This is a genomic window from Rhizobium sp. SRDI943 (assembly GCF_057653695.1).
In genome coordinates, this window is record NZ_JBYGKN010000005.1 from 225,148 (window position 1) to 245,381 (window position 20,234).

The 20,234-nt window shown below is 61.5% G+C and carries 19 protein-coding genes; 8 read left to right on the forward strand and 11 right to left on the reverse strand.

Features of this window, described 5'->3' with window-relative positions:
* Nucleotides 1-300 precede the first annotated feature (300 nt).
* A complete protein-coding gene (locus tag AC245Y_RS36070) occupies nt 301-2,262 on the forward strand; it encodes a HAMP domain-containing methyl-accepting chemotaxis protein (protein WP_017997602.1) in 1,962 nt (653 codons plus the stop codon).
* A 90-nt stretch (nt 2,263-2,352) separates the two neighbouring features.
* Here AC245Y_RS36070 and mctP read toward each other — a convergent pair whose 3' ends face one another.
* From mctP to AC245Y_RS36095, 5 genes are all read right to left on the reverse strand, one after another.
* Complete coding sequence (gene mctP, locus AC245Y_RS36075) at nt 2,353-3,828, reverse strand: monocarboxylate uptake permease MctP (RefSeq protein WP_003555493.1); 1,476 nt, start codon at nt 3,826-3,828, stop codon at nt 2,353-2,355.
* Nucleotides 3,818-4,015: a DUF3311 domain-containing protein gene (locus AC245Y_RS36080; protein ID WP_003555492.1), complete on the reverse strand. Its 198-nt coding sequence runs from the start codon at nt 4,013-4,015 to the stop codon at nt 3,818-3,820. The genes mctP and AC245Y_RS36080 overlap by 11 nt, the downstream gene beginning before the upstream one ends.
* Nucleotides 4,016-4,286: 271 nt before the next feature.
* Entirely contained in the window at nt 4,287-4,931 is a 645-nt protein-coding gene (gene mctR / locus AC245Y_RS36085; protein WP_012760663.1) for a two-component system response regulator MctR, read from the reverse strand.
* Nucleotides 4,928-6,313: a two-component system sensor histidine kinase MctS gene (mctS, locus tag AC245Y_RS36090; protein WP_017997601.1), complete on the reverse strand. Its 1,386-nt coding sequence runs from the start codon at nt 6,311-6,313 to the stop codon at nt 4,928-4,930. The genes mctR and mctS overlap by 4 nt, the downstream gene beginning before the upstream one ends.
* A gap of 122 nt (nt 6,314-6,435) precedes the next feature.
* Nucleotides 6,436-6,900, reverse strand: a complete 465-nt coding sequence (locus AC245Y_RS36095; protein ID WP_003555489.1) for an Lrp/AsnC family transcriptional regulator — start codon at nt 6,898-6,900, stop codon at nt 6,436-6,438.
* A 163-nt stretch (nt 6,901-7,063) separates the two neighbouring features.
* On the opposite strand from AC245Y_RS36095, the gene AC245Y_RS36100 reads away from it, so the two are divergent.
* The 5 genes from AC245Y_RS36100 to AC245Y_RS36120 all read left to right on the forward strand — a co-directional run bounded on the left by AC245Y_RS36100 (nt 7,064) and on the right by AC245Y_RS36120 (nt 11,132).
* Entirely contained in the window at nt 7,064-7,843 is a 780-nt protein-coding gene (locus AC245Y_RS36100; RefSeq protein ID WP_020487187.1) for an ABC transporter ATP-binding protein, read from the forward strand.
* 45 nt (nt 7,844-7,888) lie between these two features.
* Complete coding sequence (locus AC245Y_RS36105) at nt 7,889-8,662, forward strand: transporter substrate-binding domain-containing protein (RefSeq protein WP_017997599.1); 774 nt, start codon at nt 7,889-7,891, stop codon at nt 8,660-8,662.
* A 12-nt stretch (nt 8,663-8,674) separates the two neighbouring features.
* On the forward strand, nt 8,675-9,400 hold the full coding sequence (locus AC245Y_RS36110; RefSeq protein WP_017992548.1) for an ABC transporter permease: 726 nt from the start codon (nt 8,675-8,677) through the stop codon (nt 9,398-9,400).
* Nucleotides 9,401-9,412: 12 nt separating this feature from the next.
* The gene (locus tag AC245Y_RS36115) at nt 9,413-10,102 is read left to right on the forward strand and encodes an ABC transporter permease (RefSeq protein WP_017997598.1); all 690 of its coding nucleotides are present in this window, start codon (nt 9,413-9,415) and stop codon (nt 10,100-10,102) included.
* A 121-nt stretch (nt 10,103-10,223) separates the two neighbouring features.
* A complete protein-coding gene (locus tag AC245Y_RS36120) occupies nt 10,224-11,132 on the forward strand; it encodes a homocysteine S-methyltransferase family protein (protein WP_003555482.1) in 909 nt (302 codons plus the stop codon).
* Nucleotides 11,133-11,161: 29 nt separating this feature from the next.
* Here the strand turns inward: AC245Y_RS36120 and AC245Y_RS36125 are convergent, their stop codons facing one another.
* Complete coding sequence (locus AC245Y_RS36125; RefSeq protein ID WP_003555481.1) at nt 11,162-11,596, reverse strand: MarR family winged helix-turn-helix transcriptional regulator; 435 nt, start codon at nt 11,594-11,596, stop codon at nt 11,162-11,164.
* Nucleotides 11,597-11,798: 202 nt separating this feature from the next.
* Between AC245Y_RS36125 and AC245Y_RS36130 the strand changes: the two genes are divergently transcribed.
* Complete coding sequence (locus AC245Y_RS36130; RefSeq protein ID WP_003555480.1) at nt 11,799-13,613, forward strand: chloride channel protein; 1,815 nt, start codon at nt 11,799-11,801, stop codon at nt 13,611-13,613.
* Nucleotides 13,614-13,703: 90 nt separating this feature from the next.
* Here the strand turns inward: AC245Y_RS36130 and AC245Y_RS36135 are convergent, their stop codons facing one another.
* The 5 genes from AC245Y_RS36135 to AC245Y_RS36155 form a co-directional block, all read right to left on the reverse strand.
* Nucleotides 13,704-14,474 carry an ABC transporter ATP-binding protein gene (locus tag AC245Y_RS36135; RefSeq protein ID WP_003555479.1) on the reverse strand — a complete coding sequence of 257 codons (771 nt, stop codon included), beginning with the start codon at nt 14,472-14,474 and terminating at the stop codon, nt 13,704-13,706.
* Nucleotides 14,475-14,483: 9 nt separating this feature from the next.
* Nucleotides 14,484-15,467 (reverse strand): ABC transporter substrate-binding protein, encoded by a 984-nt coding sequence (locus tag AC245Y_RS36140; RefSeq protein WP_017997596.1) that lies wholly within the window; start codon nt 15,465-15,467, stop codon nt 14,484-14,486.
* Between the two features lie 40 nt (nt 15,468-15,507).
* On the reverse strand, nt 15,508-16,359 hold the full coding sequence (locus AC245Y_RS36145; RefSeq protein ID WP_003555477.1) for an ABC transporter permease: 852 nt from the start codon (nt 16,357-16,359) through the stop codon (nt 15,508-15,510).
* Nucleotides 16,360-16,369: 10 nt separating this feature from the next.
* Nucleotides 16,370-17,722, reverse strand: coding sequence for an LLM class flavin-dependent oxidoreductase (locus AC245Y_RS36150; RefSeq protein ID WP_017997595.1), 1,353 nt, complete (start codon nt 17,720-17,722; stop codon nt 16,370-16,372).
* Nucleotides 17,723-18,125: 403 nt separating this feature from the next.
* The gene (locus AC245Y_RS36155) at nt 18,126-18,911 is read right to left on the reverse strand and encodes an IclR family transcriptional regulator (protein ID WP_012760654.1); all 786 of its coding nucleotides are present in this window, start codon (nt 18,909-18,911) and stop codon (nt 18,126-18,128) included.
* A 218-nt stretch (nt 18,912-19,129) separates the two neighbouring features.
* On the opposite strand from AC245Y_RS36155, the gene AC245Y_RS36160 reads away from it, so the two are divergent.
* Entirely contained in the window at nt 19,130-20,203 is a 1,074-nt protein-coding gene (locus tag AC245Y_RS36160) for an ABC transporter substrate-binding protein (protein ID WP_026157755.1), read from the forward strand.
* The last annotated feature ends 31 nt before the right edge of the window (nt 20,204-20,234 follow it).

The following is a 20,234-nucleotide window of genomic DNA, read 5'->3' on the forward strand; positions in this document are numbered from 1 at the left end:
CTCCGTCGGGTCCGTTTACACTCTCTAAAATATATTCCGCTAATTTTTTGGATATCGGGACGACGTTCTTTGAGGTTCGTCAGCTCCGCCATGATGGCGGGTCAGGCGCCCGAATTTCGCATGAAATCGGCTTTTATTGCTTTGACGGATGTCCCGTATCTCAAGCGCGATTCCGGGCACCGAGGTGCCTGTCGGATGCACTCGGAGACACCGAGGCTCTGCATTCGAACGAGATATGACAAGCAATCCTGGCTGCCGAGACATCCTTCCAACAAACCTCACCGCGAGGGGAGAGTGCATATGAAGAATATCATGAGTTTCGGGGTTGTGGCGCGCTTGGCGCTTGGCTTCAGCGTTCTCCTTTTGCTGATGGTCGGCTTGACCATCTATTCGACGGAAAAAGTTGCGCAGATCAACGATAAGCTTGGAACCATCAACGACGTCAACAGCGTGAAGCAGCGGTTTGCCATCAACTATCGCGGCAGCGTGCATGACCGGGCGATCGCTATTCGCGACGTCACTCTGGTGACGTCTGACGATGAACGGAAGACCGCCGAGGCATTGATCGAAAAGCTGGCAGCGTCTTACGCCGAGAATGAAAAGCGCATGGCGGATATGGTTGCTTCTCCGGCCGGCGCGACGGAACAGGAAAAGACCATTCTCGGTGAGATTGCAGACATCCAGGCGAAGACCAATCCTTTGGTCGCCCAGATCATTGCGCTGCAGGAGAAAGGCGACGGCGAGGCCGCTCGCAAGATCCTGCTCGAACAGGCCCGGCCGGCCTTCGTTGCCTGGCTTGGCGCCATCAACAAATTCATCGACTACCAGGAAGCGCTGAACAAATCGATTGGCGGCGAGGTTCGCAGCACGGCAAGCGGCTTCAAGCCATTGGCCCTGACCGCGCTTGGCATTGCGGCTGTTCTTTCACTGGTTGCCGCCGCCGTGACCGCACGCACGATCGTCGGCCCGCTGGCAAAACTTCAGCTTTCGCTGAAAGCGATGGCCGACGGCAATCTTAACGGCGATCGTCGCCTCGAAGCGCGCGGCGACGAGATCGGCAAGCTTGCGCGGGCGGTAGCGGGGCTGCGCGACGCAATTTCGGCAAAGGCCGAACGGGAAGCCGACGCCGAGGCGAAGCGAGCCGTGTCGGAGCGGCATCGGCTCGAGCAGGATGCCGATGAACGCCGTACGCTCGCCGAGCAGACGGACAAGGCTGTCGGCCAGCTTGGCGACGCGCTGCAGGCGCTGGCTGATGGCGACCTTACACAGCAGATCGGCACTCCGTTCATTCCGTCCCTGGAAAAGCTCAGAGCCGACTTCAATTCCGCGGTCGAAAAGCTCCGTGCCGCCATGCAGAAGGTTGCTCAGAACGCCAGCGCCATCGCGGGCGGTGCACAGGAGATCCGCTCTGCCTCGGACGATCTCGCCAAGCGGACCGAACAGCAGGCAGCCTCGGTCGAGGAAACCGCCGCTGCTCTGGAAGAGATTACGACCACCGTTGCCGACTCGAGCAACAAGGCTCAGGAAGCCGGCCAGCTCGTTCGCAAAACCAAGGACAGCGCGGAGCGCTCTGGCAGCGTCGTTCGGGATGCGGTCGACGCCATGGGCAAGATCGAATCCTCCGCCACCGAAATCGGCAGCATCATCGGCGTTATCGATGAAATCGCGTTCCAGACCAATCTGCTGGCGCTGAATGCCGGCGTCGAAGCCGCCCGTGCCGGTGACGCAGGCAAGGGCTTTGCCGTCGTGGCTCAGGAAGTGCGTGAATTGGCGCAACGTTCTGCCAAGGCGGCAAAAGAAATCAAGGAACTGATCAACGCTTCGAATGGCCACGTCAAAAGCGGCGTTGCCCTGGTTGGCGAGACCGGAAAGGCGCTGAAGGAGATTGCCGAGCAGGTACAGCAGGTCGACGGCAATGTGGGCGCCATCGTCGGCGCCTCGCAAGAGCAGGCGACCGGGCTGAAAGAGATCAATACCGCCGTCAACAGGATGGATCAGGGCACACAGCAGAACGCCGCCATGGTGGAAGAAGCCACAGCGGCGGCTCATAACCTTGCCAAGGAAGCCGACGCGCTGTTCCAGCTGCTGGGCCAGTTCAACATTGGCGGAGCGGTGGCACCGAAACGCGTATCGCCGCCCGCTGCCGCAGCGCCTCGCGCCCAACCGGCGCCCTCGCCCGCGCGTCAGATGATTGCCAAAGTGGGCAAGTCGTTCCAGACGAATGGGAATGCGGCATTGGCCGGCGATTGGGAAGAGTTTTAAGTCGCTCTGATCTCTTTCCGGCTGATACTGGAAAGCAAAGCCGAATGATTTTTGCGAAGGGCAGCGTTTGCTGCCCTTCGCATTTGCATCTTATGCCCGGGCCGGAGCCTTGGCCGGAAGCAAGGCGTTGACCACGACCGCAACGGCGATGTTGGCCGCAAGCGCCAGCAGTCCTGTGTAGACGGTGAAGGGTTCGCCGCCGAGGCTGATCAGATGCAGAGGCTTCCAACCGGCATCCCAGACGAGGAAAGTGCCGCCGCCGAAGCCGACGAACCAGCCGGCAAGCAGAGCGGGTGCACGGAACCAGTTGGTGTACAGGCCGAAGACCAGGGCCGGAAGCGTCTGCAGGATCCAGATGCCGCCGAGCAGTTGGAGGTCGAGGGCGAATTGCGTCGGCAGGAAGATGATGACGAGAAGCGCCCCGATCTTCACGACGAGCGAGGTGATCTTTGCGACCTTCGCCTCGCCCGCATCGCTGACATCAGGATCGACATAGGCTTTCCAGAAATTGCGGGTGAAGAGGTTGGCGGCGCCGATGCTCATCACTGCCGCCGGCACCAGCGCACCGATGGCGATCGCCGCAAAGGCAAAGCCGGAGAACCAGCCTGAAAACAGCGTTTTGAACAGCGTCGGAACAACGTCATTGGCGCTGTCGAGCTTCAGGTTGGCGGCATGCCCCATATAGCCGAGCAGGGCCAGAAGGCCGAGCAGCAGCGTATAGGCGGGCAGCATGATCGCATTTTTGCGGATCGTTTTGCCGCTGTTGGAGGCAAAGATGCCGGTCAGCGTATGCGGATACATGAAGGCCGCGAGTGCCGAACCCAAGGCGAGCGTGGCATAGGCGACATACTGATTGCCGCCGAGCAGCAGGTTGCCGGAACCCTTGGCCTGGAAAGCCGCATCGGCCGAGGCAAAGACGTTGGCGTAGCCTCCGAGCTTCGACGGGATCAGTGCGACGGCGGCGATCACGACGATATAGATCATGATGTCCTTGACGAAGGCAATCAGCGCCGGCGCGCGAAGGCCCGCGGAGTAGGTGTAGAGCGCCAGCACGATGAAGGCGATCGCCAGCGGCAATTCGCCATGCAGCCCGAGCGCCTTCAGCACCGCCGTCATGCCGACGAGCTGGAGGGCAATATAGGGCATGGTGGCGATGACGCCTGTTGCCGCCACGGCAAGTTCGAGCCCGCGCGATCCATATTGACCGTGGACCACGTCGCCAGCCGTCACATAGCCGAAATCCTTGGCGCGTTTCCACAGCACAGGCATGACCATGAAGACGAAGGGATAGACGACGATGGTGTAGGGCAGCGCGAAGAAGCCGTAGGCGCCGACCGTGTAGACCAGCGCCGGGACGGCGATCACGGTGTAGGCGGTATAGAAATCGCCGCCGACCAGGAACCAGGTGATCCATGTGCCGAAGTTGCGTCCGCCGAGGCCCCATTCGTCTATACTCGCCAGCGTTTCCGGCTTACGCCAACGAGAGGCAACGAAGCCCATGACGGTGACGAGCACGAAAAAGAAGATGAAGACGGCAAGCGCCGTGCCGTTGATGTCAGTCGTCATGGCGAGTGCTCCGATAGGCGATCCAGGTCAGCGCTGCGGTGATCGGCACCCAGAGAAGCTGATACCAATAGAAGAAGGGAAAGCCGAAAAGAGATGGCTCGCGGACATTGTAAAATGGTGGCCAGAGCAGACCTAGATAGGGAATGACAAGCAGCCAGAGCGCTGCCTTGCTACGTGGTTTTTCCATGTCGGGATACCTTTCAGGCGCCGCGTCGGCGGTCGCCATGTTCCAGTTGTCGGCGTGGAAGGCAGGTCTGTCAGCCGGCGGCCGCGGCAGGCCCGGCTCGGGTCGCTCGAGGTTTTCCGACCGATCGGAAGCTGATGTAACGCATGTGAATTCCTCCCAACGGCTCGCACTTGGCCAGCCGTGGATGGAGTCCTATGGCGGTGGTTTTGTTCTCACAAGATGGGCGCGGCGCTGAAATGCCGGGGCCTACCCAGAAGTGGGTAGACGCGATTTACCCGGTTTTCGAGACGATGCCGTGATCGAGCGCATAGCGGATGAGGCCCGCTGTGGTGGCGATACCGAGCTTCTTCTTGAGGTTCTTGCGATGGGTTTCCGCTGTGGCGGAGGTGATCCCGAGCGTTTCGGCGATCTCCTTGTTGCTTCTGCCGGCAACGATCAGCCCGAGAATGTCGCGTTCGCGCGGGGTCAGGGGATCGCTACCCTCCTCGGCGCGTTCGCCCATCAGCGCGTCGAAGACGCCGGACGAGAAATATGTCCCCCCGCCCGCCACGGTCTCGATGGCCGAGACGATCTCGTCTGTCGAAACGTCCTTCAGGATGTAACCGGCAGCGCCATGCATGACTGAGGAGGAAATATACTCGCGGCTGTCATGCATGGAGAGCATCACGACCCGCGCCTGGGGAAGTTCGTTCCTGAACAACTCGATTGCATCGATGCCGCTCAGCTTCGGCATGTTGATGTCCATCAGCACGACCTGCGGCAGAACTTGCCGGCCGATCTCCAGCCCCGTTTGCGCGAGCCCGGCCGTGCCGGCAACTTCGATATGGTCGAATGTTTCGAGCACCGCCTTCAACCCGTCCAGCACCAGCGGGTGGTTGTCGATCAAGAGCACCCTGATTTTCGGGCGTTCTGTCATGCCGCTTCTGCCCGCTTGCCGGCGGGACGATTGGCTGATTTCGGCAGCATTGCCGTCAGCGTCGTGCCGGTCTCGCTGCTGTTGATCAGCAGCAGGCCGCGGAAGTGGGCCATCCGCTCCTGCATGTTGCGCAGGCCGAGACCCGATATGCCGGACAGGCCGTCCTTGGCGCCGTCGAAGCCAGTGCCATTGTCGGTGACCGTCATGCGGGCGCGGCCGTTGTCGCTCCAGACCTTGACCGCAAGCTTGGAGGCGCCCGAGTGGCGTTCGACATTGTTGAACGCTTCCTGTGCGACACGATAAAGCGCGGTATTGGCTTCGGCCTTCAGCGTGTCGGTGAAGCTTGAGGCGTCGATCTTCGTCTCGATGCCCGTCCGCTCGGCAAAGTGATAGCAGAGTGCCTCGAGCGCGGCCGTCAGGCCGAGGTCGTCGAGCACGCGCGGGCGCAGATCGTGCGACAGCCGTCTGATTTCCTTGATGGCGCCGTTCAGCGCCTCGACACCGCGGTCGATCGTCAGTGCGGCATCGTCGACATTGGTCCTCACCTTGCGGCCGGCAAGATCCATCGCATAGCGCACGCCGACGAGATTTTGGGAAATGCCGTCGTGCAACTCGCGCGCCAGCCGTGCGCGCTCTTCTTCCTGGGTATCGATGACCCGCTGCGTAAGGGCCTTGAGCCGGCTGTCGGCCATGCGGCGCTCGTGGAACGTCAGCAGCATGCAGGTGGTGAAAACGACGAGCACCGAAGGCACGGCGATCAGCGCGACGATGATAAAGGTCCGTTTTATGTTGGCGCGCATGCCGGCGTTGGCGGCGGCGCTTTGGGCAAAGACGTCATCCAGATAAACACCGGTGCCGACGACCCATTGCCATTTGTCGAGACTGACGACGAAGGAGAGCTTGTCGGCGATCTGTCCGGTCGATGGTTTCTGCCATTTGTACTGATGCAGGCCCCCGCCCGCTCTTGCCGTGGCGATCAGTTCGGCAATGACCTTGTCGCCATCCGGATCGGTGAGGTCGAGCCAATTGTGCCCATGGCGGAAACTCTGGCGCGGATGGACGATGTTGTTGCCGTCGTAATCGTAGACGAAGAAATATCCGTCCTTGCCGTAGTCGAGCGAAGTCAGGATCGCCGCCACCTTTTGCTTGGCGGCTTCGTCGTCGGCACCGGCATTGTCATAGATCGTCTGGATGGCGGACAGGGCAAGGTTGGTCAGATTGAGGATCTCGGCTTCCTTGGTCTTCAGCATGTTCTGCTCGAACGTGTCGATGCTGTTCTTGGCGAGGTTTGCCGATTGCCAGGTGATGAAGGTGGTGATCGCAAGGATCGATATGACGAGCGGGACGATCGCCAATGCGATGATCTGGTGTCGTAACGTCAACGATCATTCCTCCCGAGAATTTGCGCCCGGAATTATGCCCTTTGTCAAATGCGAGTCCAGCGGCTTGTCGGTTCCCGATCTGTGGCAACCGGAACCACCGCCGACGGAGCATGGCGTGCGCGCTAGTCCAGGGGCACGAACAGGCCGAGCTTGACGTCCCGCAGCACCACATTCGTGTGCATGCGGCGGATCTGCGGATTGTCTGCCATGATCAGTGCGGCGATGTCGTCATAATGCTCGACGTCGCGGGCGGTGACGATCGCGATCAGATCGACCGCGCCTGTGACATAATAGACCTGCTGGATGTGATCCTGCTTTTCCGCCCAGAGGCGGAACTTCGCCAACGCGTCGTAATTGTCCCGCTCGATCTCCATCCCGACGATGAACACCATCGCTGTGCCCGTCGCCTTGCGGTCGACGACGGCCACCTCCGCCTTGATGATCCCTTCCTCGCGCAGCCGCTTCAACCGCCTCTGCACGGCCGAGACCGACAGTCCGATCCGCTCGGCAATCGTTTCGGCTTTCAGCTGGCAGTCGCGCTGAACGATATCGAGAATGTCACGGTCAAAACGATCCAGCTGTTCCATTGTCCAATCCTAATTCTCGCCGCAGCAATTCGCGCATTCTGCCGTACTTGCCGCACGAGGAAGATTATTTTGCATAAAATATGCAGAATAGATGAAAACTGCGCGAAAAAACCGCGTTATTTTATCATTATCCTTCGCAAATTCAATTCAGCCGGAACCATGCATGCCAGATCAACCCTTCCCTGCTCTTCGCGTCGAAGATCTCCATAAAAGCTTCGGCTCGCAAGAGGTTCTCAAGGGTATCTCGACGCAGGCCGAGAAGTCCGATGTGATTTCTATCATCGGTTCGTCGGGCTCCGGCAAGAGCACCTTTCTCAGATGCATCAATTTCCTGGAAACGCCGGATCGTGGCCGCATTGCCGTGAACGGCGAGGAGATTGCGCTGAAGATGGGGCGGGGCGGCCGGCTGCAGCCGCGCAGTTGGCGGCAGATCGAACGGCTGCGGACCGGACTGGGGATGGTCTTCCAGAGTTTCAATCTCTGGGCTCATCGTACGGTGCTGGAAAACGTCATCGAGGCGCCGGTGCACGTCATGGGCATTTCGCGGCGCGAGGCCATCGAAAAGGCCGAGGCCCTGCTCCACAAGGTCGGGCTCTTCGATAAACGCGACGCCTACCCCGCTTTCCTCTCCGGCGGCCAGCAGCAGCGCGCGGCGATTGCCCGGGCCCTCTGCGTCGACCCTGCTGTTATGCTGTTCGACGAACCGACATCGGCGCTCGATCCGGAGCTGGTCGGCGAGGTCCTGAAGGTCATCCGCGATCTCGCGGAAGAAGGCCGAACCATGCTGATCGTCACGCATGAAATGCGCTTCGCCCGCGATGTCTCGAGCCGTGTTCTCTTCCTGCATCAGGGACGGATCGAGGAAGAAGGCCCGCCGGAGCAGATATTCGGGGCGCCGGTCAGTGCCCGCTGCCGCGAGTTCACTGGCCTCAGCGCCCACTGATGCGCATTGATCTATCATCGACAACACAAACCAGGAGTCCTGCGAATGAAACTGCTCCCCACGCTGTTCGCCGGCGCGGCACTCGTGCTTTCCGCCGTCACCGCACAGGCCGAAGTCCGCTTCGGTGTCATGAACGAATCCTATCCGCCCTTCTTCGCCAAGGACGCCTCCGGCCAATGGCAGGGATGGGAGATCGACCTGATGAACGCTGTGTGCGAGGAGATGAAGGAGAAATGCTCGATCGTCGAAATTTCCTGGGATGGTCTCATTCCGGCTCTCCAGAGCAAGAAGTTCGACGTGATCTGGTCGTCGATGTCGAACACCGCGGAACGCTCGAAGGTGATCGACTTCACTGATAAATATTACAACACGCCGAGCACCTTGATCGGCCCCAAGGACCAGAAGCCGGGCGCCACTGCCGAGGACGTGAAAGGCAAGACCATCGGCATCCAGGTGTCGACGATCCAGTCGGAATATTACAAGAAGTATTTCGCCGAGGCTGCCGAGGAAAAGACCTACCAGACGCTCGACGAAGCGTTCCAGGATCTCGCCTCCGGCCGTATCGACTATGTCTTCGGCGATTCACTGGCGCTTGACGCTTTCCTCAAAAGCGATGGCGGCAAGGATTGCTGCGCCAAGATGGGCGACGTTGCCGACGACAAGGAGATTCTCGGCGCCGGCGTTTCGGGCGGCCTGCGCAAGGAAGACACTGAGCTGAAGGCCAAGTTGAACACGGCGATCGCTGCCGTCCGCGCCAGTGGCCAGTATGACGCCATCAACAAGAAATACTTCGATTTCGACATCTACGGCGCAAAGTAAGCAGCCGGAACGATGGCGACAACGCAACAAGGTATTCTGGACCTGCTGTCTCCCTATCCTCCGGGATGGGGCGGCGTCCTTCTGGCAGGTGCGGTCTCCACGGTCGCCATCTCCGCTTGCGCCTTCGCGATCGGCCTGCTGCTCGGCACGGGCGGCGCGCTTGGAAAGCTTTCGGGCAACCGCATGCTCCGCCTCCTGCTTGATCTCTATACCACGCTGATCCGCGCTGTTCCCGAGCTGATCCTGATCGTCGGGCTCTATTATGCCGGCACCGATGGCCTCAACCGGCTGCTCGCCGCGTTGGAGCTGCCGCCGGTCAATGTGAATGGGTTCGTGGCGGCCGTCGCCGTGCTGGGTTTCGTCCAGGGTGCCTACATGACGGAGGTGCTGCGCGGCGCGATCCTTGCCATTCCCGTCGGCCAGATCGAGGCCGCCAAAGCCTTCGGCATGGGACCGGTGCTGAGGTTCCGCCGGGTCCTGCTGCCGGCGCTCCTGCCAAACGCGCTGCCGGGTCTTGCCAATCTATGGATGTCGGTCACCAAGGACAGCGCGCTGGTCGCGGTCGTCGGCTACCAGGAACTGGCGCTCGCCACCCGTCTTGCCGGGGCAAGCACCAAGCATTACTTCGTCTTTTTCCTTGCTTCGGCCCTTCTCTATCTCGCCATCACGCTTGTTTCCAACGTCGTCTTCAAACTGATCGAGGGACGGGTACGGCGGGGGCAGCCGCGCCTTGCCTGAAGAAAGCGCCCCATGAATTTCACCTGGATCTCTTCCTATTGGCCGCTGCTTCTGACCGGCGCCTGGCAGACCGTTTGCCTGCTGGTGATCTCCGTGGTGTTCGGCTTCGCCATCGCCATGGGCCTGGCGTTTGCACAAGTCAGCGGCGGCAGGCTGACCCGGCTGCTGGCGCGTAGTTACTGCACCTTCTTCCGCGGCACGCCGTTGCTGATACAGCTGTGGCTTCTCTACTACGGGGTGGGCTCGCTGCTGCCCATGGTCCCCGGCATCCGCCAGAGCCTCTTCTGGCCGATCCTGCGCGAGGGCTTCTTCTTCGCCGCCGTCAGTTTTACCCTGAACTATGCAGCCTATGAGGCAGAGGTGTTGCGCGGCGCGCTGCTTGCCGTTCCCAAGGGCGAGCTCGAAGCGGGCCGGGCCTTCGGCCTGTCGCCCTGGATGCTGATCCGCCGCATCTGGCTGCCGCGCGCCATTCGCATCGCCCTGCCGACGATTGCGGGAGAGATCGTCATGCAGCTCAAGGCGACGCCGCTCGCCTTTACGGTGACGGTGATGGATCTCTATGCCGTGGCAAACAAGGTTCGGCAGGACACGCTGCTCGTCTATGAACCGCTGCTGGTCGTCACCCTCTTCTATCTCGCGCTGACCGCCGTAATCGCCCGCGTCTTTCGAGGTCTCGAAGCGCAGGTGCCGGTTCGCCGCTAGGCCGACGGGAAAGAGACTGGTCATGAGTTCCCTCACGCACGAACCACGTACATTTCGCCCACCTTGTTATGCAAAAGCCCGCCGCCAATGACGGCGCGACAGCCTGAATGGAGACCTCTTCATGAGCACGATGCGAATTCTCGATGGCGGCATGAGCCGCGAACTGTTGCGGCTGGGCGCCGAGCTGAAACAACCGGAATGGTCGGCATTGGCGCTGATCAATGCGCCTGATATCGTCCGTAAGGTACACCAGGAATTCATCGCCGCCGGCTCTGAGGTCGTTACGACAAACAGCTATGCGCTCGTGCCCTTTCACATCGGCGAGGATCGGTTCTGGAAGGAAGGGCCAGCGCTGATCCGTCTCGCCGGTCGCTTGGCGCGCGAGGCGGCCGATGCCGTCACGGATCGGAAGGTGCTGGTTGCCGGTTCGCTGCCGCCGATCTTCGGCTCATACGAGCCGCAGAATTTTCAGCCTTCACGGGTGCAGGATTATCTCGAGGTGCTTGTCGAAAATCTTTCTCCCTTCGTCGATATATGGCTCGGTGAGACGTTGAGCCTGATTGCCGAGGCAGAGGCTGTCCGCAAGGCGGTGGCGACGTCAGGCAAGCCGCTCTGGATTTCGTTCACTTTGGCCGATGACGAGGCAGCCATAAGGGGCGGCGAACCGAAGCTGCGCTCCGAAGAAAGGGTCGAGGACGCGGCATCCTGGGTGGTTTCATCGGGCGCCGAAGCCCTCTTGTTCAATTGCAGCAAGCCTGAGGTCATGCAGGCGGCCGTGGAGACCGCGGCGCGCGTGTTCCGGAAGATGGACGCGCGCATCGAAATCGGCGTCTATGCCAATGCCTTCGAAGGGGAGCAAGGCGAGGCAGCCGCCAATGAAGGCCTGCACGAGACCCGCAGCGATCTGAATGACGATGCCTATTCGCGCTATGCCTGCTGCTGGGCCGAAGCCGGCGCGACCATCATCGGCGGCTGCTGCGGTATCGGCGCTGCCCATATCCATCGGCTCAAGAATACGCTTTTGGGTTGAGGCGGCAAGGCGGCTACGCCGCAGCAATGCTATCCAGCCTTCGCCGCCGTCTTCTGGAGCTCGAGCAGAAGCTCGATCAACTTCGGGGCCATCTCCCTGATTTCCGAAAGGTGGACGGCGCTCAGTCGCGTCAGAAGCGCGTCCGCCTTATCCGTCAGAAGAACCGTCTGGCGGCGCCTGTCGGCCGGATCGGCATGACGTTCAACCAGTCCGGCATCCGACAGCCGCCCGACAAGCTCGGTCGCCGTATGCGGCGCGATGATCAGCCGCTCGGCTAGCATGCCGATGGTCATGGCATCGCCACGTTGTCCCTTGATCGCCAAAAGGGCCTGATGCTGCTGCGGGGGCAATCCCTCCGACTGGGCGGCAGAGGCGCTGAAGTCCATGAACTGGCGAAGCGCGAATCTAAGGTCGGCGAGAGCTTCGTAATCCTCTTGCCCCAGCGGCGGCGCGGTCTTCTTCAAAGCACTTCTCCTCTGCCGCAACGGCCGCCAAGGTCGGCAGCCCATGCCGCCATCCTCGAATAGATGGGCAGTCGCCAGCCGGTCAAGTGAGGCATCTTCATGGGACATTTTCGCCTTCATGCTTTCACCCATTGATTTATATCGTATCACGATATATTGACGCGCCTCAAGCGTATCCATTTCCGGCGTAGCAGAGGCTTCCATGGCGCAGCATCCACCAAACAACCGGCCGCACGATTTCACCGGCGGTCTTTCCCGGCGCGAGGCCGGCGATTTCACCACCGACAGGCGGGTCCTCCTCCTGGTCGGCATGTCCATCATTGTCGGCACCGCCGGCGCGTTTGCCGCCTGGTGTCTCGTCAGCCTCATTGCGCTGGTGACGAATGTCATCTGGTTCGGGGAGATCGGCATCCAGCCTGCCTCTCTGGCTGCGGTGCCGCGCTCGCTGTGGGTGGTGCTTGTTCCGCCGCTGGGTGGACTTGTCATCGGACTGATGGCCCGTTTCGGGTCGGAGAAGATCCGCGGCCACGGCATTCCCGAGGCGATCGAGGCCATCCTGATCGGCGGCAGCCGGATGTCGCCGAAGGTCGCGGTCCTCAAGCCCCTGTCGTCGGCAATCTCCATCGGAACCGGCGGCCCGTTCGGCGCCGAGGGGCCGATCATCATGACCGGCGGTGCGATCGGATCGCTGTTCGCGCAATTCTTTCACATGAGCGCTGCAGAGCGGAAAACGCTGCTCGTCGCGGGCGCGGCCGCAGGCATGACGGCGATCTTCGGTTCGCCGATCGCCGCGGTAATGCTGGCGGTCGAACTGCTGTTGTTCGAATGGAAGCCGCGCAGCTTCATTCCCGTCGCCGTTGCCGCCTGCGTGTCGATCTGCTGGCGCCCGCTGCTGTTCGGCGTCGGCCCGCTGTTCCCGACCCACTTCCAGGTGGCCTTGCCCTGGTGGGGTATTTTCGCCTGTGCGGCGATGGGCATCATCTCCGGCCTGCAATCGGGATTGCTGACGACGCTGCTCTACCGGATCGAGGACCTGTTCGAAGCCTTGCCGATCCACTGGATGTGGTGGCCGGCGCTCGGCGGTCTCGTCATCGGTCTCGGCGGCCTGATCGAACCGCGGGCAATGGGCGTCGGCTACGACATCATCGATGGCCTGCTCAACAACCGGCTGCTCGCCCCGGCTGTCATGTCGATCCTGCTGGTGAAGACCATCATCTGGCTGTTTGCCCTGTCGTCGGGCACCTCCGGTGGCGTGCTTGCGCCGCTCCTCATCTTCGGCGGGGCTCTCGGATGGCTGGTCGGTCTTGTCATGCCGGGCAATGATCCCGGCTTCTGGGCGCTGCTCGGAATGGCGGCGATGATGGGTGGAACCATGCGTGCACCGCTGACGGGCACTTTCTTTGCGATGGAGATCACCGGCGACGTCAGCACGCTCGTTCCGCTGCTTGCCGCAACCGTGGTGGCCTATGCCGTCACCGTGCTTTTGCTGCGCCGCTCGATCCTGACCGAGAAGATCGCCCGCCGCGGTCAGCACATCACCCGCGAATATGGCGTCGACCCGTTCGAACTGTCGCGCGCAAGCGAGATCATGATCAGCGAGGTCGACACGCTTCCCGTCGCCATGACGGTGGGAGAGGCCTGCGATTTCTTCGCCTCGCAGCGGAAGACGCACCGGATCTATCCGGTGGTCGATGCGACAGGCAGGCTGGCCGGCGTCGTATCGAGAGCCGACGCTTTGCTCTGGCAGGGGAACCCGGACCTCGCCAGCCAGACGCTTGCGGAAAACGTGACGGATGATTCAGTTCCGGTGGGGCATCCTGATGATACGGTCGCATTCATCGCCGATCTGATGCTGTCGACCGGCGACGGACGCATTCCGATCGTCGATCCGACTTCAGGGAAATTATGCGGCCTGATCGCGCGCAAGGATCTGCTGCTGTTGCGCAGTTCCTACAGGTCGGCGGAACTGGATCGGCGCCCGTATCTCACCGCCAGCTCGAAGAGCAAGTCGCGGTAGCGGTCCGCGGGCGTCCTCCGCATCGCTATTGCTACTGCCGCGCGCCGCATGGATCAGGTCCCATGCGGCGCGCGCTGACGCTTGAAGACGTCAGTGCAGTCCGAACAGGTTCAGCAACTCTTCGCGGTGTCGAACGAATTCCGGTGCGCTGCGGTCGCGAGGACGGGGCAGATCGATTTCGATCAGACGCGGCTCGCCGCCCTTCTCCCGTGGCAGGATCAGGATCCGGTCGGCCAGATAGATCGCCTCCTCGAGATCATGGGTGACGAGGATGGTCGTCACATCCTCATCGCGCCAGATCCGTGCGAGTTCTTGCTGCATGCCGATCTTGGTCATCGCGTCGAGCGCGCCGAGCGGTTCGTCGAGCAGCAGGATCTCCGGCTGGACGGCTAGAGCCCGGGCGATGCCGACGCGCTGGGCCATGCCGCCCGACAGCTGCCGGGGATAAGCAGCCTCGAACTGCTGCAGGCCGACGAGCTTGACATAGTGGCGCGCCCGTCCCCTCGCCTGCTCACGCGACAGGCCGCTAGTTTCCAGCCCGAAGGAGACATTGTCGAGCACGGTCAGCCAGGGCAGAAGGCGCGGTTCCTGGAAGATGACGGCGCGCTCTGTGCCGACGCCTCGCACCGCCTTGCCATCGACGAGGACCTCTCCCGTGTCGGAATCCTCAAGACCTGCCAGAACCCTGAGCAGGGTCGTCTTGCCCGAGCCGCTGGCGCCGACGATGGCGAGGCTTTCGCCGGAGCGGACGTGGAGGTTGATATCCCTGAGAACCTGCAGCGGTGTCCCGTTCAACCTGTAGGATTTGGAGAGGTGACGGATCGTCACCTCCCCGCGGCGCGTGTCCTCAGCGATGCTCATCATCATTCCTCAGTTGCTTGCCGGCTTGGCGTCGACGGTCAAGAGGATGTCCTTGGCGGCCAGCTGGCCTTGCTTCAGCTTGCCTTCGCGAACCAGGACGTCGATCCAGAACTGGATGTCGCGCTCGACCGGCAGGCCGCCGGCACGCACCCCATAGCCTCGGAAGTACTGTGCGATATCAGCGTTCTCACCACGCTCACTGAGCGCCTTGGCGAGGATCTTCTTGGTTTCCTCCGGATGCTCGCGGGCGTAATCGAGAGCGCGAGCCGACTGCTCGACGAAAATCTTTGCAGCTTCAGGATGCTCGCGAGCGAAATCACGGCGCAGGACCACGAAGCCCCCGGCGATGTCTCCAAGCACGTCGGTATCGTCGAAAATCGGACGCAGACCGCCATTCTTCAGCGCAGCCCCTTCGAAGGTCGTCTGCCAGTAGCCGAAGGCGGCAATATCGACCTGTTTGGAGCGCAGCACCTGCTCGAGCTGCGGCCCGGGAACGATAAGCTGATTGGCTGCGTCCGCCGGTAGGCCTACGGAATGCAGGGCTTCGCGGATGGTATAGTCGAGATGCGCGCCGAGCGTATTGACCGCGATGCTCTTGCCGGCAATGTCCTTGATACTCTTGATCGAGCTGTCTTCCAGCACGTAGAAGGTCGACTGCACCTCGTTATTGATGCCGTTTGAGGGATAGGCGGCGACGAAATCATTGCCGCCGATGATCGAATTCAGGACGGCGGAAGTTGCGGCGCTGCCGATCTCGACATCACCCGATGCCAGGGCGATCAGGGAGGCCGGGCCGCCCTGGGCGTAGCCGACATTTTCGAGCGTGATGCCCGTTCCGTCGAAGTAGCCGAGTTCGGCGGCGAGTTCATGAGCGGCAAGACCACCCTGGCTGGCGAGATAGCGCAGCTTCACCGTATCAGCGGCCGCGGCGGGTGAGGTTAGGCCGAGAGCGATCACTGCCGGCAGGAGAAGGTGGCGGGGGTGGAATGTCATCTGGTGGGACCTTTCGGAAGAGGAAAATCGGGAAAGCAGGTCAGCGGCTCGGCTGAGACCAGCGGCAGAGACGGCGCTGCAAGAGAACGAGCAAGGCATTGGCGGCAAGCCCGAGGAAGGCGAGCAGAAGGATCGCCGCAAACATCAGCGGGATCTGGAAATTGTACTGGGCATTCATAACCTGGAAGCCGATGCCCTTGTTGGCGCCGATCATCTCGGCGGCAATCAGCAGCAGAAGTGCCGTCGTCGCCGAAAGACGCAGGCCGACGAAGATCGCCGGTACCGACGCCGGCAGGATGACGCGGCGGAAGATGGTCAGCGGTCCGGCGCCATAGGTCCGCGCCATCTCGATGAGCTTCTTGTCCACTTCCTTGACGCCGCCGATCGTGGCAAGCAGCACCGGAAACAGTGTGGCCCAGAAGATCACGAAGATCTTCGATGTTTCGCCGAGGCCAAGCAGCAGGATGAAGACCGGGTAGAGCGCCAGCGCCGAGGTCTGGCGGAAGAGCTGCAGGATCGGATCGAGCGCCTGTTCGACCGCACGAACCTGGCCCATGAACAGGCCGAGCGGAATGCCGATCACCACGGCAAAGGCGAAGGCAGTTCCGGATCGCTGCAGGCTGATGGCGATATCATCGAGCAGCGCGCCGTTGGCAAGATTGGTCCAAAGAGCGGACAGGATCACGTCCAGGGGCGGGAAGATAGCGGGATTGACCCAGCCCCTGGTGCTCGACACCTGCCAGAATACGAGGAAGCCGATGAGAAGGCCGTAGCGGGGCAAAAGCGATGCGAGCACCCCGCGCACTTGCAAGGCGAGAGTGGAAATATGGCTTTCGCTGTTTTTCAGGCGGCCGAAGCTTCTCGGAAGAACCTGGTTGATTTCATAGGACATCGACCGCTCCTCACTCTGCTGCCTGGAGATCTGCTTGTTCTGCAGCCCACCGATTGGTCGGGAAAGGCAGGCCGAGGTTTTCTCGAAGCGTCTTGCCCTCATAGGCCGTGCGGAACAGGCCGCGGCGCTGCAGTTCCGGAATGACCAGATCGACGAAATCGTCGAGCGCCGTCGGCAGCCAGGGCGGCAGAATGTTGAAGCCGTCGGCAGCTTCGTTCTCGAACCACTTCTGCAGCGTATCGGCGATCTGTTCGGGTGTTCCGACGATGGTGTAGTGACCGCGGGCAGACGCGATCCACTGATAGAGCTGGCGGATAGTGAAGTTGTTTTCGTCGGCGATCTGGCGGATGAGGGCCTGGCGGCTCTTCATGCCTTCCGTCGGCGGCGCCGGTGGTAGAGGGCCGTCGAGGTCATAGCCGTGCAGGTCGAGCGTGCCACCGGTCAGGCCATTGAGGAGGCCGATCCCGTCCTCTTCGACGATGAGCGAGGTCAGACGGTCGTATTTCTCGCGCGCCTCCGCCTCGGTCCTGCCGACGAAAGCGGATACGCCGGGCATGACGAGGATATGATCGGGGTTTCGGCCGAGAGCGCGGGCGCGTGCCTTGATATCCCGATAGAACTCCTGGGCAGTTTCGATATGCTGATGGGCGGTGAATATGACTTCGGCCGTCGCTGCGGCGAGCCCGCGTCCGTCTTCGGACTGCCCGGCCTGGACGATGACGGGATGCCCCTGCGGCGATCGCGAGATGTTGAGCGGACCGCGCACCTGGAAGTGTTCGCCGCGGTGGTCGGTGTCGTGCAGCTTCGACGGATCGAAGAACACGCCGGATTGCTTGTCCCGTATGAAGGCGTCGTCCTCGAAGCTTTCCCAGAGTTTGCGGACAACGTCGACGTGCTCGGCGGCGCGGCGATATCGGTCGGCATGCGGCAGCTGGGTATCGCGGTTGAAGTTCTGCGCCGTCAGGTCGCCCGTCGTGGTGACAACATTCCAGCCGGCACGGCCCTCCGAGATCAGGTCCAGCGAGGCGAATTTGCGGGCGGTCGTGTAAGGCTCTTCGTAGGTGGTCGAGGACGTGGCGATAAAGCCGAGATGGGTGGTGAAAGGCGCAAGGGCCGAGAACAATGTCACGGGTTCGAAGCCGGCCACGCGGGCGTTGCCGCCTTCACGCGCACCGCCAAAACCGACAGCCAGCCCGTCGGCGAGGAAATATGCATCGAAGAGGCCACGCTCAGCCGTCAAGGCAAGACGTTTGTGAAACTCGAAACTGGTCGCGCCGTCTGCCGGCTGGTCGGGATGCCGCCATGACGCAACATGCTGTCCGCCACCGGGAAGAAATGCCCCAAGCCTGATTTTCCGTGTCATTTCGTGTCCTCTCCGTTTTCCGTCAACAGCCCGGTCTTCCCAGGGCCAAGTATTCAATTGGCTGTTGGGTTGCTAAAATACGTTCTCCATAGAATTTATAGAGAAACTGAATTTCGTAGTTTCGGAGGAAGGGTGAATAGATTTCCCGGTTTGGCATGAAATTGGAAATCAACGGTCAGGGCGACTATCCCGGGGTATGCGGGCGCGGACCGGCAGATGGGATCTGCGGGCGTGGCGAAGAGCCCGGCCGAGACGACAAATGGCAATAGGTCTTCTGAGCGTCTTATGCCCGCTTGCAGCCCCGCCGGAGCGAGGATCCAGTTTGACGAGCATGCAAGGGAATGGCGGTTTTCGCACGAACGCCCGTGCTACCTGAGATCAATGCCTTGATGTGCTCAGGGCATCAGCCTCGTTTTGGCCGGGTCGGGGCATGGTCGAGGCCGGCGGCGGCCTTCTTCAGGCAGTCGAGGTAGCGGTCCCGGTTGGCGATGCCATCGTCGCGTGGCGTGACGAGGCAGAGCGTTGCGGCTGCATGGCCTTCCTCGCCCCGCACCGGTACGGCAAAACAGTGGGTGAAGCTGTCGACGATGCTGTTGAAGGTGAAGAGACCTTCGCGCTCGGCCTGGCGCACCTCGGCGATGAAGGTTTGCGGCTCAAGCCATTCGCCGTTCGGCAGGCGAAAATCCTGCGGCGGAATGAAGTTCAGAATGTCCTGATCCGACAGGTGTGCGACGAGCAGGCGGCCCGACGCCGTCCACGGGATCGGCACCGACTGCCCGACATCCGTCGAAATGCGGAAGGGGCGCGCGCCTTCGCGCATGCGAACGACCGTGTATCTGTTTCCATCCAGCATGCAGAACTGCGCTGTCTCCCGCGTCTCGTCGGCAAGCTGTTCCAGCGCCGCCTCGCATTCGCGGGTGAAGTCGAAATGGTTCTCATAGGCTGCGCCGAGGAAATACAGTTTGCGGCCGAGATAGACACGCCCCTCGCCGCCGGTGAATTCCAGGATACCATTCTGCAGCAGCAGGTTGACGAGCTCGTAAACCGATGAGCGCGGCGCGCCGATCTGCGCGGCGATTTCATTCGGCTTCAGGGCCTGCCGTTTCTGGCGCAGGAAATCGAGGATCTCGAAGGCGCGGTCGAGCCCTCGGGCGCGTTTACCGGCTGCTTCGTCCTGAACTGCATCCATTTCTATCGATCCCTTTTTGTCCGGCCAAGCTTTTCAAGCCGACTGCCGCATCTGTCAATCGATCCCGTCATTCGCCGCGAATGAAATTTTCCCACCCCTCTTGCGAGGTGGAAAAATCGGCATAAGATCGCCTCGTCCGGTATATAGATCACATGTACATTATATTGGACACCAATGGCAAGCCGTCAACGCTGCCGCACACAAAAAAGGGGATCGACATGAAGAATCTTGAAAACGGCATTTCCGCTTCGCTACGCCGCCAGCTTCTCGCCGGTGCTGCCGCCGCGGCCGCACTCCTCGTCTTTTCGGCCGGTACGGCCTCGGCCGCCGCCAATTGCATCAAGGGTGACAGGAAAGCGCCCTATACGATCGGCTGGGCAAACATCTATTCGGTGCCGACCTGGATGAAGCAGACCGAAGGCACCATCACGGCCGAAGTGGAGGAGCTGAAGAAGGCGGGCCTGGTGAAGGACCTGATGATCACGGACGCGCAGGGTAACGCCCAGACCCAGATCCAGCATATCCAGTCGATGATCGACGCCAATGTCGACGCCATCGTCGTGATCGCCGGTTCCTCCAACGCGCTCGACCGCGTCATATCAGATGCCTGCGACAAGGGCATTGCCGTCGTGAATTTCGACAGTCTGGTCAATACCGACAAGGTGACGGCGAAGATCAACACCGATTCCAACGAATGGGGCGCGACCGCTGCCAAGTGGATGGTCGGCCAGCTCGGCGGCAAGGGCAAGATCATCATCATGAACGGCCCGGCCGGCATTTCGGTGAGCGACGACCGCCGCAAGGGCGCCCAGCCGGTCCTTGACGCCAATCCCGGTCTCCAGGTGATCACCGAGACGAACACGGAATATAACGTCGCCCCGGCACAGGAAGCGATCACCAGTCTGCTCTTTGCCAATCCCGAAATCGACGGCGTGCTGTCGCTCGGCGGCGCGCTATCGGCCGGCTCGGTGCTGGCCTTCGAGCGTCAGGGCCGCGACCAGGTGCCGACAACAGGCGAAAACGCCAGGCAGTTCCTGGAGCTCTGGAAGGAGAAGGGACTGAAGGGCTGGGCCACCATGCAGCCCAACTGGCTCGGCGCGCTGTCTGTTTACACCGCCGTGCAGGCGCTGGAAGGCAAGGACGTTCCGGCCTTCGTCAAGGTGCCGCTGCCTGTCATCGACGACAGCACGATCGGCAGCTACCTCGCCCGGGCCGACAAGTTCCCGGCTGACGGCTATATCTACTCGGACTACGACAAGGCGCTCTTCGACAAGCTGCTTGCCGCCAAGTAATCCGCCCAAGTAACTCGGGTTGAGGAAAGCC